This is a genomic window from Streptomyces sp. UW30, from assembly GCF_008042075.1.
Lineage (GTDB): Bacteria > Actinomycetota > Actinomycetes > Streptomycetales > Streptomycetaceae > Streptomyces.
In genome coordinates, this window is the sequence record NZ_RDBN01000005.1 from 1,103,838 (window position 1) to 1,120,856 (window position 17,019).

Sequence of the window (17,019 nt, forward strand, 5' to 3'; positions counted from 1 at the left end):
GTGCGGGGGTGCGGCGGGCTCAGCCCTCGATGGCAGCCGGGTCCATCCACACGACCTCCCAGGTGTGGCCGTCGAGGTCGTCGAAGGCGCGGCCGTACATGAAGCCCATGTCCTGGACCTTGTCCGATGCGGTGCCGCCTGCCGTGACGGCCTTCTCCACGAGCTCGTCCACCTTCGCGCGGCTCTCGGCGCTCAGACAGATCAGCACCTCGCTGGTCGTCGAGGCGTCCGCGATCTCCTTCTTGGTGAAGGTCGAGTAGAACGGCTTGGTGAGCAGCATCGCGACGATGGTGTCGCTGATCACGACGGACGCCGCGTTCTCGTCGCTGAACTGCGGGTTGATCGCGTAGCCCAGCTCCGTGAAGAACTTCTTCGAGGCGTCGAGGTCGTTCACGGGCAGGTTCACGAAGATCATCTGCTGGTACGCGGGGGCGCTCATCGTGGTCTCTCCCATCGGGGTGGTTGCTGTTCGGTGGGATAGACCGGGGGTCCGATCGGAACTCATCGCCGGTCGGAGATTTTCTCTCACCGGTTTTCCGGGGACGTCTGCCGACGACCGCGGCGGCCGTGTCAGCGGCCGGCCAGGGGCAGTGCGGCCAGCTCGGCCACGGTCAGGGTCAGCGGGCAGAACACGGCCAGCAGGACGCCGGTGCGCAGGGCGGCGGCGCTGCGGAGCATCGCGGTCGGGGCGCCGAGGAGCAGCAGCGCGGCCGTGGTGTCGGCGCGGGCCTGTCTGGCCTCCAGCGCGGCCATCAGGAGGGTGGTCACGGTCGCGCCGGTGACCACGGTGGCGCCGAGAGCGGAGAGCGGGCCGACGGTGGCGCCGGCCGCGGAGTCGGACAGGGGCGCCATGGCGTACACGGCGGCGGCCACGGCGCAGACGACGCCGAGGGGGCGGCCGATGCGGGTGGCTTCCGCCATGAGGCCGCGGCCCGCCAGGAGACGGACGGGGCCCGGGCGTACCGACTGAAGGAGCCGGCCGCAGAGGTGGGTGAGACCCGGGGCGGCGAGCGCGAGACCGAGGGCGGCGAGCACCCAGCCGACCAGGACCGCGGCGGGGCCGGTGGGCAGCGCCGAGGGGAGGGCGTGGGGGCTGTCGCCGGTGGTGCGGCCGGCGTAGGTCTCCACGGCCAGGCCCGCGGTGAGGATGGTGATGCCCCAGGGCAGGCCCGCGGGGGGTTTGCGGGGGACCGGCGAGTGGGTCAGGTCGTCCAGCGTCTGCCGGCTGTCCTCCTCCTCGGCCGGCGAGGGGGCCGGTGCGCTCGCCCGCGCCTGCGGGGCGCCGCCCTTCTGCGCGGTCGCGGTCCCGGCGGCACGGCCGTTCTGCGGGGCGGACGTCGCCCCGGTGGTACGACGGCCCGGGCGCTGCGGGGTGGCCGCGGCGCCCCGTACGGCATCGCGCAACCGCGCCCCGAACCGTCCGTACGCCCCGAAGGTCTCCCGTCCCGTCGATCTGCCGGACCCCCCGAAGCGGCCGTACGGCCGTCCCGTGGACCTCTTCGAGGCGGGCCCGAGGGCCTTCGGGCGGAGCAGCAGGGCGACCGCTGCCGACGCCAGTGCCGGTGCGAGGGCCAGGAGCGTCAGGGCGGCCGGAAGTGGCAGCGGGCTGTCCGCCGCCAGGAACGCCGAGGCGGCGCCGTCGAAGGGCATGCCCGTCAGGTCGCCCCGCAGGTGCAGGAAGACGAGCAGGGCGAGCATCGAGCCGAGAGCGCAGGCCAGGGCCGTCGTGGTGGCCGAGACCAGCATGAGGCGGCCCGGACCGAGGCCGATCGCCGCGAGGCCGGGGCGGGGCCTGGTGGCGGGGTCGGTGCGGGCCACGGCCACCGCGAGGTGGATCGTCGCGGCCAGCGGCGGTGCGCACCAGGCCAGCCGGAGGGTTGCCGCGGCGGGGGAGTCCGGGTGGGACATCGCGTAGCCCAGGGCCGACAGCAGCAGGAAGCCCGTGCCCGCCGACGCCGCCGCGACGAGCAGCCGGCGCAGCTGTACGGCGGGCTGGGCGACGCGGGTCAGACGGAGAGCGAGCACGCGGCCCGGCCTTCCGCCTCGGTGGCCGGGGGCAGGTGCACCGTGTTCACGCGCCGCCCGTCGAGCAGCGTCACGGAGCGGTCGGCGAGGGCTGCCGTGTCCGCGTCATGGCTGGCCAGCAGGACGGTGATGCCGTGCGAGCGGGCCGCCGTCGTCAGGGTGCGCAGGGCATGCGTGCGGTCGGCGCGGTGCAGGGCCGCCGTCGGCTCGTCGGCGAACAGGACCATGGGCGAGGGGGCCAGCGCACGGGCGATGCACACGCGCTGGCGTTCGGCCATGACCAGCTGGTGCGGGCGCTTGCGGGCCGCCTCGCCGACGTCCAGGCGCTCCAGCCACTCCAGCGCCGCCGTCTTGGCGCGGCGACGGCTGGTGCCGCGCAGCATCAGCGGGAGGGCGGTGTTCTCCCAGACGTTCAGCTCGGGGACGAGCGCCGGGGTGGGGTCGACCCAGGCGAACCGGTCGCGGCGCAGCCGTTCGCGGGCCACCGGACCCATCTTGTGCACCGGCACGCTGTTGAACCAGACCTCGCCGCGCCGTACCTGGGCCAGGCCGGACAGACACCGCAGCAGCGCGGTCTTGCCGCTGCCGCGCGGACCGATGACGGCGAGGATCTCACCCTCCTGGACACCGAGCGAGACGCCGCTGAGCGCGGGCGAGCCGTCGTTGTACGAGAAGTGCAGGGCGCGTGCCCAGAGCACGTCGTTGTCCGGCGGGGCCACCATGGCGTACACCTCGGTTCTGATCCGTTTTCCCGTTCCTCGATCCCCCGTGCGGGGGAACGAAGGCTGGGCTGATCGGTCACTGGCACGCTAGGCAGCCGTCGCCCGAAGCCGGGACAGCACAGGGCCCCGGGCCGCCGTGTCTCACTCGAACGGGCGGCACCGGGGCCAGTGTGTTGATCATTCCGGCCGCAGGGCGGCGGAGGATCAGTCGGGGTCAGAGCTTCGTCCACGCCTCCGACAGCGTCTCGCGCAGGATCTGCTCGATCTCGTCGAACGTCTCCTGGTTGGAGATCAGCGGCGGCGCGAGCTGGATGACCGGGTCACCGCGGTCGTCCGCACGGCAGTACAGGCCGTTCTCGAAGAGCTTCTTGGACAGGAAGCCGTACAGGACGCGCTCGGTCTCCTCGTCGGTGAAGGACTCCTTGGTCGTCTTGTCCTTCACCAGCTCGATGCCGTAGAAGAAGCCGTTGCCGCGGACGTCGCCGACGATCGGCAGGTCGTGCAGCTTCTCCAGCGTCCCGCGGAACGCGGCCTCGTTGTCGAGGACGTGCTGGTTGAGGTTCTCGCGCTCGAACAGGTCGAGGTTGGCGAGGCCGACGGCCGCGGAGACCGGGTGGCCGCCGAAGGTGTAGCCGTGCAGGAAGGTGTTGTCGCCCTTGTAGAAGGGCTCGGCCAGGCGGTCGGAGATGATGCAGGCGCCGATCGGGGAGTAGCCCGAGGTCATGCCCTTGGCGCAGGTGATCATGTCCGGGACGTAGCCGAACTTGTCGCAGGCGAACGTCGTGCCCAGACGGCCGAAGGCGCAGATGACCTCGTCCGACACCAGCAGCACGTCGTACTGGTCGCAGATCTCGCGCACCCGCTGGAAGTAGCCGGGCGGGGGCGGGAAGCAGCCGCCCGCGTTCTGGACCGGCTCCAGGAAGACCGCGGCGACGGTCTCCGGGCCCTCGAAGAGGATCTGCTGCTCGATCTGGTCGGCGGCCCAGCGGCCGAAGGCCTCCGGGTCGTCACCGAAGAGCGGGGCGCGGTAGATGTTGGTGTTCGGGACCTTGTGCGCGCCGGGGACCAGCGGCTCGAAGGGGGCCTTCAGGGCGGGCAGACCCGTGATGGACAGGGCGCCCTGCGGGGTGCCGTGGTAGGCGACCGCGCGCGAGATGACCTTGTACTTGGTCGGCTTGCCCTGCAGCTTGAAGTACTGCTTGGCGAGCTTCCAGGCGGTCTCGACGGCCTCGCCGCCGCCGGTGGTGAAGAAGACCTTGTTCAGGTCGCCGGGCGCGTGGTCCGCGAGGCGCTCGGCGAGCTCCACGGCCTTCGGGTGGGCGTAGGACCACACCGGGAAGAACGCCAGCTCCTGCGCCTGCTTGAACGCGGCCTCGGCGAGCTCGACGCGGCCGTGGCCGGCCTGGACCACGAACAGGCCCGCGAGGCCGTCGAGGTAGCGCCGGCCCTTGTCGTCGTAGATGTAGGTGCCCTCGCCCCGGACGATGGTCGGGACGGGGGACTTCTCGTACGAGGACATACGCGTGAAGTGCATCCACAAGTGGTCGTACGCGGTCCTGCTGAGGTCCTGAGGGCTGTTGGTGCTCACGGTTATCGGGTCCTCACGGTTATCGGGTTCCCCACATGTAGGTCTGCTTCTTGAGCTTGAGGTAGACGAAGCTCTCCGTCGAGCGCACTCCGGGGACGGCCCGGATGCGTCGGTTGATGACGTCCAGGAGGTGGTCGTCGTCCTCGCAGACGATCTCCACCATCAGGTCGAAGGACCCGGCGGTCATCACCACGTACTCGCATTCCGACAGGGCCGTCAGCGCGTCGGCCACGGACTCCACGTCGCCCTCGACGTTCACGCCGACCATCGCCTGCCGGCGGAAGCCCACGGTGAGCGGGTCCGTGACGGCGACGATCTGCATCACGCCCTGGTCGAGCAGCTTCTGGACGCGCTGGCGCACGGCCGCCTCGGACAGGCCCACGGCCTTGCCGATGGCTGCGTACGGCCGGCGGCCGTCCTCTTGAAGTTGTTCGATGATGGCGAGGGAGACGGCGTCCGGCTGGGGACCGCCGTTCCTGGACTCGCGGGAGTCCCTCTGCTCTGCGCTTCGACTGACCACGACGTCACTGTGCACGACGTCTCGACAGTTCCGCAAGGCCGAGGCGATGAAATTCGTTGTTTACGTGACTGAGTACTGCGGATTTCGCAGATGTGGCGCCAGTGGGGGTGTTGAAAACGTGGGAGAGCCGATTAGGGTGGGTGTCTCAGAGAATGGACAGCTCTACCTGACAGGAGGCCGGCAGTGAGCACCGAGCTGCGTCGTCTGCGCAATTACATCGACGGTGAGTTCCGGGACGCCGCCGACGGACGGACCACCGAGGTGGTCAACCCCGCGACGGGCGAGGCGTACGCGACCGCGCCGCTGTCCGGACAGGCGGACGTCGACGCCGCGATGGAGGCCGCCGCGCGTGCCTTCCCCGCCTGGCGTGACGCGACCCCCGCCGAGCGACAGAAGGCCCTGCTGAAGATCGCGGACGCGTTCGAGGAGCGGGCCGAGGAGCTCATCGCGGCCGAGGTGGAGAACACGGGCAAGCCGATCGGACTCACGCGGTCCGAGGAGATCCCGCCGATGGTCGACCAGATCCGCTTCTTCGCGGGTGCGGCGCGCATGCTGGAGGGCCGCTCGGCCGGTGAGTACATGGAGGGCCTGACCTCCATCGTCCGTCGTGAGCCGATCGGCGTCTGCGCGCAGGTCGCGCCCTGGAACTACCCGATGATGATGGCCGTATGGAAGTTCGCGCCGGCTCTCGCGGCGGGCAACACGGTCGTCCTGAAGCCGTCCGACACGACCCCCGCGTCGACGGTCCTGATCGCCGAGATCATCGGTTCGGTCCTGCCCAAGGGTGTCTTCAACGTCATCACCGGCGACCGTGACACCGGGCGCCTGATGGTCGAGCACCCCACTCCGGCGATGGCCTCCATCACCGGTTCGGTGCGGGCCGGTATGTCGGTCGCCGAGTCCGCCTCCAAGGACCTCAAGCGGGTCCACCTGGAGCTGGGCGGCAAGGCGCCCGTCGTCGTCTTCGAGGACACCGACATCGCCAAGGCCGTCGAGGACATCTCCGTCGCGGGCTTCTTCAACGCCGGGCAGGACTGTACGGCCGCCACGCGCGTGCTGGTGCAGGAGGCCATCCACGACGAGTTCGTGGCGGCGCTGGCCAAGGCCGCCGCCGAGACGAAGACCGGTCAGCCGGACGACGAGGACGTGCTGTTCGGCCCGCTCAACAACCCGAACCAGCTCAAGCAGGTCTCCGGGTTCATCGAGCGGCTGCCCGCCCACGCCAAGGTCGAGGCCGGCGGTCACCAGGTCGGTGACAAGGGCTACTTCTACGCGCCGACCGTCGTGTCCGGGCTGAAGCAGGACGACGAGATCATCCAGAAGGAGGTCTTCGGGCCGGTCATCACCGTGCAGTCCTTCTCGGACGAGACGCAGGCCGTCGAGTGGGCGAACGGTGTCGAGTACGCGCTCGCGTCGTCTGTGTGGACCAAGGACCACGGGCGTGCGATGCGGATGTCCAAGGCGCTGGACTTCGGGTGCGTGTGGATCAACACGCACATTCCGCTGGTCGCGGAGATGCCGCACGGTGGGTTCAAGAAGTCCGGGTACGGCAAGGACCTTTCGGCGTACGGCTTCGATGACTACACGCGGATCAAGCACGTCATGACGTCCCTGGACGCGTAGTTCCGCGGCTGAGGGGGCGCATGTGCGGGTCGCTCCCCTGGCCATGTTGCAGCCCCGGACGGGTCAAGTGCCGTCCGGGGCTGTGGTGTTTCTGATCGACAACCTGTCCGTCGGGTGCCGTTCCGCTCGACGGGGCGTCCATTGCCCGGCCCTCGGTGGCGGCGGCATGCTGCGGCCATGGCCCTCCCACCGATGAACTCTCCGCTGTCCCGTCGGACCCTGTTGCGCACCCTCGGTGCGGGAACCCTGATCGGCGGGCTCGCCGGCTGCGGTGTGCGGCCCGCCTACGTGTCGGCCGCCGACCGGGCCGCCACCGATGTCTCCGCCACCGAAAAGCGGCTCACCTGGGCGAACTGGCCGCTGTACATCGACACCGACGACGCGGACCAGACCCGCCGGCCCACGCTCGAAGCCTTCCAGAAGCGCACGGGCATCTCCGTCGACTACGTCGAGGAGATCAACGACAACGACGAGTTCTTCGGCAAGATCAGCCCCGCTCTGATGAACCACCAGCGCACCGGCCGCGACCTCATCGTCATCAGCGACTGGATGTGCGCCCGGTTCGTACGGCTGGGCTGGGTGCAGGAGATGGACCGGGCGCACCAGCCGAACGTGACGAAGTACCTCGACCCGTTGCTGCGTTCACCGGCCTTCGACCCCGGACGGAAGTTCACCGTGCCGTGGCAGTCCGGCATCACCGGCATCGCGTACAACCGCCGCCGGCTGGGCCGCGAGATCCGCCATGTCTCCGACCTGTGGGCGAGCGACCTCAAGGGCCGGGTCACGCTCCTCTCCGGTCTGGACGAGGCCTTCGCGCTGCTCATGCAGGGCAACGGCGTCGACATCACGCGGTGGACGGCGGACGACTTCCACACGATCTGTGACCAGGTCGAGAAGCAGATCGACCGGGGCCAGATCCGCCGCTTCACCGGCAACGACTACATCAAGGACCTGTCCAGCGGCGACGTCCTGGCCTGCCAGGCGTACTCGGGCGACGTCATCCAACTCCAGGCGGACGACCCCGACATCCGCTTCGTCGTCCCCGAGGAGGGCGCCGAGCTGTGGTCGGAGTCCCTGATGGTCCCCAACCTCGCCCGCCACAAGACCAACGCCGAGCGGCTGATCGACTATTACTACGAGCCGGAGGTCGCCGCCGAACTGGCCACGTGGGTCAACTACGTCTGCCCCGTCCCGGCGGCCCAGGACATCCTCGCGTCCTCCAAGGACGAGGACACGGCCGCGCTTGCCGAGGACCCGCTGATCTTCCCGGACCGGGCGATGCGCCGACGCCTGGCGATCGCGCGGGACATCACGTCTGAGGAGCGGGTGGAGTTCGCGAAGCGGTGGAACGCGATCGCGGGGTTGTAGGGCGGCGGGCTCCCTTCTGAGGGCGGCTTGCTCGTTCCTAAACGACCGTGAGCACGATCTTGCCCTGGATGTGCCCTCGGGCGGCGCGTTCGTGCGCCGCGCGGGCATCCGCGAGCGCAAACGTGCTGTCGATCCCGACGCGCACCGTGCCCGCGTCGAGCAGGCGGCCCAGTTCGGCGAGCTGCGCGCCGTTGGAGCGGACCTGAGTGATCGAGACCGTGACGCCCAGCTTCGCGGTCTCTTCCTCGTCGAAGTCCCCGGGGAACACGGGGAACTGGAAGCCGCCGCGCTTGAGTGTGTGCAGGAAGCGCCTGCTGTGGGGGCCGCCGACGGTGTCGAGGACGAGGTCGATGTCGTGCACGAGTTCCTCGGGACGACTCATCGTGTAGTCGATGAACCGGTCGGCGCCGAGTTCGCGCAGGAACGACTCGTGAGCGCCCGACGCCACCGCGATGACCTGTGCGCCCTTCCACTTCGCCAGCTGTAGCGCGAAGTGCCCCACGCCGCCCGCGGCGCCGTTGACGAGGACTGTCGTGCCGGCGTCGAGCGGTGCCGGGCGATGCCGTGCCTCCTGGAAGGGCGAGGGGCGGTCGTGTCCGAGCTCGATCAGGTACTGCCACGCGGTGAGCCCTGCCATGGGCGCCCCGGCGGCGTGCACGTGGTCGATGCCGGCCGGCTTGAGTGCGAGGTCCGACGCGCGTGCGGCCACGTATTCGGCGTATGCGCTGCCGTCGAAGCTGGGAAATCGCAGGAGGCCGAAGACTTCGTCACCTACGGCGAAGGCGTCCACGTCCTCGGCGACGGCCTCGACGACGCCCGACACGTCCGTCCCCGGAATCGCCGGCAGGCTGAGCGTCGATTCCGTCCCGGGCATGCTGGTCAGCCCGCCGCGCACGTACCAGTCCGGAGGATTGACGCCGACCGCCGATACGCGAACGAGCACCTCGCCGGGCCCCGGCTCGGGCATCGGCACCTCGTCGTAACGCAGAACCTCAGGGCCCCCGTGCTCGTGCAGCCGGATGGCCCTCATCGTGTCTGTCGACATCGTTTCTCCTGCCCATGCCCTGCGGGATACGCTTATCCGGATCAGCGATCCATATAAGTGGACCACTGATCCGAATATATGGACCACTGATCCGGATAGTCAAGAGAGACAGATGCGAGCCGACGCCAGGAAGAACCGCGACCAGCTGCTCGCCGTAGCGGGCACCGCCATCACCGAGCAAGGCGTCGACGTGTCCCTGCGTGACATCGCGCGCCGGGCCGATGTCGGACTCGCCACGCTGCTGCGGCACTTCCCGACCCGCGAGGCGCTGCTCGATGCCCTGCTCCGCACGAGCTTCGACGAACTGACGGCGAAGGCGGGCGAGTTCGAGACGTCGAGCTCGCCCGGAGACGCTCTCGCTTCGTGGCTGCGGGACTGCGTCGCGTGGACGACCGAATACCGGGGCGTGACCGTGCTGATGGCGGCCGCCATCGAGGACACCGAATCCGCACTCCACGCTTCGTGCGTCACTCTGCGCGCAGCCGGCGCGCGGCTCCTCGCGCGTGCCCAGGCGGCCGGCGTGGCGCGCGACGATATCGACGGCGACGATCTGTTCGCGCTGATCGCCATGCTCGCGTGGCTCGGCGATCAACCCTCGCTCGCGCCACGCGCCGATCGGCTCTTCGGGGTTGTCGCGGGCGCGATTCTGACGAGCGGGTGAGCGAGGGGGTCAGTTCGGCCCGGTCTGCTGAGGCGTCACCCGGAACACGGGCTCGATCACAGAGTGGGTCCCCGGCGATGCACCGCCGTCCGCCCCACCGTCGCCGCCAGCTTCCGCAGGCGTCGCCAGTCCAGGCTGGGCGGGCGTTGCGGGACGCCGGGGCGTTTGCGGGGGACGCGGACGCGCAGGGCGCCGGCGGTGATGCGGCAGTGGACGGGAGCGGGCAGGACGAGGGCCTCGCCGTCGAGGCCGGCCTCGATCTCCGGACGGTCGGCCTCGATGATCACCTCGGGGGCGGTGAGGATGGTGAGGCCGTCCGGCTCGGGGTCGAGGAGCAGGGCGGCGGCCTCGGCCGCGCTGTCCACCCTGATGCCGAGGACGCCCAGGACGGCGGCGTCGAGGCGGTCGCGGCGGCCGAACCCGAAGGGATCGCCCGTGCGGTACGGGTTGTTGCTGACCAGCACGGCATGCGGAGCGCTGAGCGTCCGGCCCGCCGCACGAGCCGTCAGCGTGGGGCCCTGCTGGCGCGTGAGCAGGTCGGGCAGCAGCTCCAGGCTGGTGCCGATCTTGTCGTCGCGATAGCCGGGGCTCTGCACGATGGCCGCGTACGCCCCGAAGGACGCGTTGTTGACGAAGGGCCGGCCGCCCGCGTACCCGAGGTCGACGCGCAGCTCCACGCCGTCGGTGAGGGCGTCCAGGCAGGCCGCCGGGTCGTCGCGGTCGAGGCCGAGGTCCACGGCGAAGTGGTTGCGTGTGCCGGCGCTGATCACCAGGAACGGGATGTCGTAGGCGGCGGCGACGGCCGCGACCCGCGCCTGGGTGCCGTCGCCGCCGGCGACGCCCAGCAGGTCCGCCCCCTCGGCCACGGCCTTGCGGGCGAGGGCGGTGACGTCCTGGTGATGGTCCTCGTCGAGCAGGATGACGTGGGCGCCGAGCCGCTCGGCCTTCTCCTGGAGCGAGAAGCGGCCCACCTTCCCGCCGCCGGAGCGCGGGTTCATGATCAGGTACGGCCGCCGCGGCGGCGGTGCCTTGCGCTCCCGCATCACCCGCACCCGGGAGCCCCCGGCGCCCCGCAGCGCGTACCGGCCGCTCCACACGGCCACCGTCCACAGTGCCACGGACACCAGCAGCGCCCAGAAGAGGGTGGCCGCGAACAGGGCGATGACCGCGGCCGGCACCGCCAGCGCCACCATGCCCGCCACCCAGCGCACCGGCCCGCGCAGCGTCAGCGTCCACCACAACGCGACCGCGCTGAGCCCCAGGCCCGCCGCGCCGGCCACCAGCAGCAGGAGCCCGCCGACACCGCCGTAGGCGAGCGGCACCAGCACCGCGAGCCCCGCCGCGGCGAGCGCCGTCCGCGCCGCCCACCGCTGCTCCCGGTACGCCCGGTCGCTCAGGTCCAGGCCCATGCGTCCTCCCTCGTCGGCGGACATCGTAGGGCCGGCCCGGCGCGAAGCGCATGGTGGCGGTCGGTTCGGCTGCAGGAGGGGGTCACTTTTGAACGTGTTCAACTCCTGGCGTACGCTACCCCCATGAGCGACAGAGCCGCCCTGCTCAAGGGCATCCGCGTCTGGCTGGCCTTCTTCGTCGTCTGTCTGGTGCTCAGCGGCGCCACGGCCTTCCCCCTCGTCCACGAACTGCGCTGGACCGAGGACCTGTTGCGCAGCCTGTCCGTGCCGGAGCACCTCCCCGGCCTCATGGACTGGATCGAGCGCGTCCGGCGCGGGCTCGACGCCGCCGACGCCGACCACCCCTTCCTGCTCTACGGCACGGACTGGCTGGCCTTCGCCCACCTCGTCATCGCGGTCGCCTTCTACGGGCCGTACCGCGACCCGGTGCGCAACATCTGGGTCGTCGAGTTCGGGATGATCGCCTGCGCGGGCATCATCCCGCTGGCTCTGATCTGCGGGCCCATCCGCGACATCCCCTTCTGGTGGACGGTCATCGACATGTCGTTCGGCGTCTTCGGGGTGATCCCGCTGTACGTCGTACGGAAGAAGATCAAGCGGCTGGAGGCACTGACGACGCCGTCGGCACCTCCGGCCGCTGCCGCCGCCGTCAGCGGTTGAACGCGGGGAAGGCGAAACGCCGGGCGATGGCCTCGCCGTCGCCGCGCGCGTCGGTCGAGTTGACGGAGTAGACCACGGTGCGGGACAGGTCTCGGGTGGCCGCGACGACCGTGTGGTAGCCGGGGCGGGATCCCGTCTTCGCCCAGACCGTCCGGCCGTTCAGCTTGAACGGCGAGAACGGGGCGCCCATCGTGGCGTCGACCGCGTTCGGCACCGCGAACATCTCCGTGAGCTGCGGTTCGGGTACGACCCGCCCGCTGAACACGCCCACCAACAGCCGTTCGAGATCCGCGGTCGTCGAGATCATGTCGCCGGCCGCCCACCGGTCGGACATGTTCCAGTCGGTCACGTCGACCAGCTCGCCGTCGATCCACTCGAACCCGCGGTTGTGGGGCCCGTGGATGCGGGGGTCGGGGCCTGCGGGGAACGACGTGTGCCGCATGCCGAGCGGCCGGAAGATCCGTACGGCCGCCTGGTGGGCGTACGAGTCGCCGGTAACCCTCTCGATCAGCATGGCCAGCACGGTGTAGTGGATGTTGCCGTAGACCTGCCGCTCGCCGGGCCCGTACTCGGGGTCCGGCCCCTTGGCGACGGACCCGGCGACGACTTCGGCAGGCGTCAGGGTCTCGAAGCGGCGCGGGTACATCTCCTCGGTGGTTTCGCCGAGCGACGCCCCCGGCCGCAGCCCGCTGGTGAAGTTCAGCAACTGCCGTACGGTGATGGGCGCGAAGTCCTTCGTGAGCAGGCCGGGCAGGTACTGCTGCACCGTGCCGTCGAGGGAGATCCGCCCCTGTGCCGCGAGTTGCAGCGCGAGCGCGGCGGTCACGATCTTCGTCGTCGAACCGGCCCGGAAGCGGGCGTTCTCGATCGCCGGCGCCCCGGTTCTCAGGTCGCGCACCCCGGCCGACCCGTGCCAACTCCCCTTGCCGCCCACCCGGATCAGCGCCGCCGTCGCGTCGTTGTCGGGCAGTCCGGCGAGCGCGGCGCACAGGGCCTTGACGTCGGGACCGTCCTTCGGAGCGGTCTCGATCGCCTGCGGGGAACAGGACGACGGGGGCGCGGGCCGCGCGGAGGCGGTCCCGGCAAGCGGCAGTGCGGTCAGGGTCAGGGCGATCGCGGAGGTGACGAGGGCGGGAAACGGGCGTGCGGGCATCTGCGGCTCCTGGGTCGGTGGGATGTCCGTGATCATCGTCGGGGCGGTAGGGACCCGGCCGGATCGTCGGTGCGGAGGGGTTCGGACCCTGACCGGGCCCGGAGCAACTGCCGTACAAAACAAGGGTGTTGCCGGGGATCGCCCCTACGGGCCCTCGCGCGCCGAAAAAGTGTTATCGCCCCGCACTTCACCGCGTCTCCACTACCCCAAGCGGAATGTGACCGTCGACATAGCCAACAGTGCTGGTCGGGCTGAGAAAGTGCGTGCGGGCAGCGCACGACCCAGGAGAGGACCTACGTGGACGAGGCAGCCGGCCGGCAGTGGCGCTCCACCATCGCGGCGGCGCAGGCCGGTGACCGGCAGGCGCTCGACGAGGTGGTCGAGGGCTGGCTGCCGCTGGTCTACAACGTGGTCGGGCGCGCCCTGAACGGCCATGCCGACGTCGACGACGTCGTCCAGGAGACCATGCTGCGCGCCGTCGACAACCTCGGCTCGCTGCGGGACCCGGACAGCTTCCGCTCCTGGCTCGTCGCCATCGCCATGCGGCAGATCCGGGACCGGGCCCGCCGCAGACAGCCCGCGCACCTCGACGAGTCCGCCGCGCACGAGGCCACCGACTTCGCCGAACTCACCGTGCTGCGGCTTCAGCTGGAGGGCCAGCGGCGCGAGGTCGCGCAGGCGGTGCGCTGGCTGGACGCGGAGGACCGGCAGTTGCTGTCGCTGTGGTGGCTGGAGGTCGCGGGCGAGCTGACCCGGCGCGAACTGGCCGCCGCGGCCGGAATCAGCCGACAGCACGCGGCGGTGCGCGTCCAGCGTCTGAAGGAGCGGCTGGAGACCGCCCGCGGCATCGTCCGCGCGCTCGACGGCGCGTGCCCCGGCCTGCGCGAGCTGACCGCCCGCTTCAGCGGCCGCCCCGACTCGGTCTGGCGCAAGCGGCTCGCCCGGCACATCAGGGGCTGCGGCTACTGCGGCGACACCCGCGAGGCCGTCGTACCGGCCGAACGCCTCCTCGTCGGCATCGCGCTCGTCCCCGTCCCCGTCGGCTTCACCCTCTCCCTGGCCCTCGGCGGCAAGACGGCGGTCGCGGCGGCGGCGACCTCCGTCGGCTGGTCCGCCAAGGTGATGGCCGCCCTCACCCAGCCCGCCGTGGCGGTGACGGCCGGCGCGACGCTCGTCGCGGGCGGCGCCTACGTCGTGACGCAGCCGCCGGACAGCCCGCCGCGCGCGACGGCACCCACGGCATCGAGCACGGCCCGCCCGCCGTCGCCCACCCCGCCCGGGACACCGACGGCCACGCCCTCACCGTCCCCGTCGCCGTCACAGACGCGGAAGGCCGAGCTGTACGGCACGGTCGTCGACGCCGTCGACCGGGCCCCGGACCCGAACGCCGAGCCGGCCGCCCTGCCGCACCGCCCCGAGTCCGGCGTCACCAGCACCTGGGGCGCGAAGGCCGTCATGCAGCACCGGGGCGAAGCGGTGACGCTCAGCGGCCAGGGCTATGTCCTGGTGCGCTGGCAGATCTCCCCGCAGTCGCGGCCCGGCGCGCTGGTCATGCCGACCTGGACCGGCCTCAAGGGCGAGCTGTTCCATGTCGCGTCCGGCGGCGGCCGCCGTATGGACGACACCACCGGACCCGACACCACCGGGATGGGCGGCCCCGCCACCGGCTACACGGTCCTGCCGGACGGCACCCAGCAGATGTGGCAGAACGAGTACTTCTACGTCGACGGCTCGGTCACCCTCCACCAGAACGAACGGGGCGCCGACTACGGCGTGATCGTCTTCCCGTCCACCTGGGAGGAGGCCGAGAAGGACGTGCGGACCGGCCCCGACCAGGGAGTGATCCGCTACGGCCTGGTCCGCGACACCGGCAAGGACACCGCGCCGGTCCCGCAGTACGTCACCCGCGAGACGCCCACCGATCCGGCGACGGTGGCGCAACGCTCACGCGTGTAGCGGCTGAGCGGGTCAGCCAACGCCCCGCAGGGGCGCGGGACGGTCTCGATGTGCGGCTCCGCCGGGTGGGCGCGACCAGCCACGAAGGCGCCGCAGCCGAGCGACGACATGACGCGGCACGTCCGGCGGAGCGCCTAGCCGCCGCGCAGGCCGAGGAGGACGTCGAGACGGTTCGTGGTGATCGAGTCGACGCCGAGCTCCAGCAGGCGGCGCATGGAGCGCCGGGTGTCCGGGGTCCAGACGGAGAGCAGATGGCCGCCCCGGTGGACGCGCTCGGCGAGGGCGTGGTCGACCAGGCCGAAGCGGTAGTTGAGCCAGCGCGGGCGCACCGCGTCCAGCAGCGCGGGGCGCGGCGGCGCGAGCGTCGTCCAGGTCAGCGCGATCTCGGCGGCCGGGTCGGCGGCTCGCACGGCGAGCATGGCGGAGGCGTCCGCGCAGTAGTACACGCGGTCCTGGGCCCCGCACTCGCGCACGACGTCGGCGATCCGGCGCGCGGCCCGCACATCGGGCGGGCCCGGCAGATCGAGCATCACCCGGCTGCCGTCGCACACCGCGAGTGCCTCCGCCAGCGTCGGCACCCCGCCCTCCGTCAGCCCCCGCACCTCGGCCGCCGACAGCGCGCGCAGCGGCCGGTCCTGCTCCCACAGCCGCTTCAGCGTCTCGTCGTGCAGCAGCACGGGCACGCCGTCCTTGGTGAGCCGTACGTCGATCTCCACCGCGTCCGCGCCCAGGGCGAGCGCGGAGCGCAGGGAGTCCAGCGTGTTCTCGCGGACACGGTAGGGGTCGCCGCGGTGKGCGACGGCAGCCGGGTGATGCTCGATCTGCCGGGCCCGCCCGATGTGCGGGCCGCGCGCCGGATCGCCGACGTCGTGCGCGAGTGCGCCAACATCGCCACCCGCGCGGTCCGCACGATCGACGAGCACCCGATCAAGGAGTTCGCGAAGGCCGGGATCGTCGTCACCATCAACTCGGACGACCCGCCGATGTTCGGCACCGACCTCAACAACGAGTACGCGGTCGCCGCCCGCCTCCTCGACCTCGACGAGCGTGGCCTGGCCGAGCTCGTCGAGGAAGGACGAGGTCACGGCGTTCTTGGCGAGCTCGGCCAGGCCACGCTCGTCGAGGTCGAGGAGGCGGGCGGCGACCGCGTACTCGTTGTTGAGGTCGGTGCCGAACATCGGCGGGTCGTCCGAGTTGATGGTGACGACGATCCCGGCCTTCGCGAACTCCTTGATCGGGTGCTCGTCGATCGTGCGGACCGCGCGGGTGGCGATGTTGGAGGTCGGGCACACCTCCAGCGGGATCCGGTGCTCGGCGAGGTGCGCGAGCAGCTTCGGGTCCTGCGCCGAGCTGGTGCCGTGCCCGATGCGCTCGGCGTGCAGATGGGTCAGGGCGTCCCAGACCGTCTCCGGGCCGGTCGTCTCACCGGCGTGCGGTACGGAGTGCAGCCCGGCGGCGACGGCCTGGTCGAAGTACGGCTTGAACTGCGGCCTCGGTACGCCGATCTCGGGCCCGCCGAGCCCGAAGGAGACCAGGCCCTCGGGGCGCACCCGGTCGTCGGTGGCGAGCCGCGCGGTCTCCTCGGCGGCCTCCAGACCCGCCTCGCCGGGAATGTCGAAGCACCAGCGCAGCATGGTCCCGAACTCGGCCTCGGCGGCCTTGCGGGCGTCCTCGATCGCCGCCATGAAGGCGCGCTCGTCGATGCCGCGACGGGTGGAGGAGAACGGCGTGATGGTCAGCTCGGCGTAGCGCACCTGCTGGCGGGCCAGGTCACGGGCCACCTCGTAGGTCAGCAGCCGGACGTCCTCCGGGGTGCGGATCAGGTCCACGACGGACAGGTACACCTCGATGAAGTGGGCGAAGTCGGTGAAGGTGAAGTAGTCCGCCAGGGCCTCCGGGTCGGTGGGGACCCTGGAGTCGGCGTGGCGGGCGGCGAGTTCCGCGACGATGCGGGGGGAGGCGGAGCCGACGTGATGGACGTGCAGTTCGGCCTTGGGCAGTCCGGCGATGAAGGCGTGCAGATCGCGCGGGACGCGGGCGTCGACGAGATGGTCGGTCAAGGTTCCTCCCCGGGAACGGCGTCCGTCGGTGCGGTTCCTGCCCGGCGGGACGCGGTGATCGGCTGATCGGTGACTCGGGATCATCGTAGGCCGGGGCCGCGCCGGAAAGGCCAGGGCCTTAGCATGACGGGACGTACGAAAGAGGGGGTCCCGCGCATGTCCGACGACGCGCAGACGCCGGAAGCGCCGGAAGTATCGGGGGAGGCGGCCGCCGGGGGGTTCGTCTCGC

At 71.2% G+C, this 17,019-nt stretch carries 14 protein-coding genes and 2 pseudogenes; 6 read left to right on the top strand and 10 right to left on the bottom strand.

What is annotated here, in order from left to right; translation table 11 throughout:
- Positions 1–19: 19 nt before the first annotated feature.
- The 5 genes from EAO75_RS06780 to EAO75_RS06800 form a co-directional block, all read right to left on the bottom strand.
- Positions 20–439, bottom strand: a complete 420-nt coding sequence (locus EAO75_RS06780) for a VOC family protein (protein WP_147994045.1) — start codon at positions 437–439, stop codon at positions 20–22.
- Between the two features lie 131 nt (positions 440–570).
- Positions 571–2,025, bottom strand: a complete 1,455-nt coding sequence (locus EAO75_RS06785) for a hypothetical protein (protein WP_147994046.1) — start codon at positions 2,023–2,025, stop codon at positions 571–573.
- Entirely contained in the window at positions 2,007–2,747 is a 741-nt protein-coding gene (locus EAO75_RS06790) for an ABC transporter ATP-binding protein (protein ID WP_147994047.1), read from the bottom strand. Before EAO75_RS06790 ends, EAO75_RS06785 begins: the two co-directional genes overlap by 19 nt.
- 214 nt (positions 2,748–2,961) lie before the next feature.
- Positions 2,962–4,335, bottom strand: a complete 1,374-nt coding sequence (locus tag EAO75_RS06795; RefSeq protein ID WP_147994048.1) for an aspartate aminotransferase family protein — start codon at positions 4,333–4,335, stop codon at positions 2,962–2,964.
- 19 nt (positions 4,336–4,354) lie between these two features.
- Positions 4,355–4,870, bottom strand: a complete 516-nt coding sequence (locus EAO75_RS06800) for an Lrp/AsnC family transcriptional regulator (RefSeq protein WP_147994049.1) — start codon at positions 4,868–4,870, stop codon at positions 4,355–4,357.
- Between the two features lie 168 nt (positions 4,871–5,038).
- Here EAO75_RS06800 and EAO75_RS06805 point away from each other — a divergent pair, with 168 nt between their 5' ends.
- Both EAO75_RS06805 and EAO75_RS06810 read left to right on the top strand, forming a co-directional pair.
- A complete protein-coding gene (locus tag EAO75_RS06805) occupies positions 5,039–6,478 on the top strand; it encodes a gamma-aminobutyraldehyde dehydrogenase (RefSeq protein ID WP_147994050.1) in 1,440 nt (479 codons plus the stop codon).
- A 177-nt stretch (positions 6,479–6,655) separates the two neighbouring features.
- Positions 6,656–7,846 (top strand): spermidine/putrescine ABC transporter substrate-binding protein, encoded by a 1,191-nt coding sequence (locus tag EAO75_RS06810; RefSeq protein ID WP_147994051.1) that lies wholly within the window; start codon positions 6,656–6,658, stop codon positions 7,844–7,846.
- A gap of 37 nt (positions 7,847–7,883) precedes the next feature.
- Here the strand turns inward: EAO75_RS06810 and EAO75_RS06815 are convergent, their stop codons facing one another.
- Complete coding sequence (locus tag EAO75_RS06815) at positions 7,884–8,891, bottom strand: NADP-dependent oxidoreductase (protein WP_187284322.1); 1,008 nt, start codon at positions 8,889–8,891, stop codon at positions 7,884–7,886.
- Between the two features lie 112 nt (positions 8,892–9,003).
- Here EAO75_RS06815 and EAO75_RS06820 point away from each other — a divergent pair, with 112 nt between their 5' ends.
- Positions 9,004–9,552, top strand: coding sequence for a TetR/AcrR family transcriptional regulator (locus EAO75_RS06820; RefSeq protein ID WP_147994319.1), 549 nt, complete (start codon positions 9,004–9,006; stop codon positions 9,550–9,552).
- A gap of 56 nt (positions 9,553–9,608) precedes the next feature.
- Here the strand turns inward: EAO75_RS06820 and EAO75_RS06825 are convergent, their stop codons facing one another.
- Positions 9,609–10,961 (bottom strand): diacylglycerol/lipid kinase family protein, encoded by a 1,353-nt coding sequence (locus EAO75_RS06825; RefSeq protein ID WP_147994052.1) that lies wholly within the window; start codon positions 10,959–10,961, stop codon positions 9,609–9,611.
- A 123-nt stretch (positions 10,962–11,084) separates the two neighbouring features.
- On the opposite strand from EAO75_RS06825, the gene EAO75_RS06830 reads away from it, so the two are divergent.
- Entirely contained in the window at positions 11,085–11,621 is a 537-nt protein-coding gene (locus tag EAO75_RS06830) for a hypothetical protein (RefSeq protein ID WP_147994053.1), read from the top strand.
- On the opposite strand, the gene EAO75_RS06835 is transcribed toward EAO75_RS06830, so the two are convergent.
- Positions 11,611–12,774 (bottom strand): serine hydrolase domain-containing protein, encoded by a 1,164-nt coding sequence (locus EAO75_RS06835; protein ID WP_261989162.1) that lies wholly within the window; start codon positions 12,772–12,774, stop codon positions 11,611–11,613. The genes EAO75_RS06830 and EAO75_RS06835 overlap by 11 nt on opposite strands.
- Positions 12,775–13,071: 297 nt before the next feature.
- On the opposite strand from EAO75_RS06835, the gene EAO75_RS06840 reads away from it, so the two are divergent.
- Positions 13,072–14,730 carry an RNA polymerase sigma factor gene (locus EAO75_RS06840; protein WP_147994055.1) on the top strand — a complete coding sequence of 553 codons (1,659 nt, stop codon included), beginning with the start codon at positions 13,072–13,074 and terminating at the stop codon, positions 14,728–14,730.
- 134 nt (positions 14,731–14,864) lie between these two features.
- Here EAO75_RS06840 and EAO75_RS06845 read toward each other — a convergent pair whose 3' ends face one another.
- Positions 14,865–15,569, bottom strand: a complete 705-nt coding sequence (locus EAO75_RS06845; protein WP_410092214.1) for a glycerophosphodiester phosphodiesterase — start codon at positions 15,567–15,569, stop codon at positions 14,865–14,867.
- Between EAO75_RS06845 and EAO75_RS06850 the strand changes: the two are divergent.
- A pseudogene (locus tag EAO75_RS06850) lies at positions 15,543–15,746 on the top strand (hypothetical protein); the annotation flags it as partial. The gene EAO75_RS06845 and the pseudogene EAO75_RS06850 overlap by 27 nt on opposite strands.
- 21 nt (positions 15,747–15,767) lie before the next feature.
- Here EAO75_RS06850 and EAO75_RS06855 read toward each other — a convergent pair.
- Positions 15,768–16,884, bottom strand: a pseudogene (locus tag EAO75_RS06855) (adenosine deaminase); the annotation flags it as partial.
- Between the last annotated feature and the right edge of the window lie 135 nt (positions 16,885–17,019).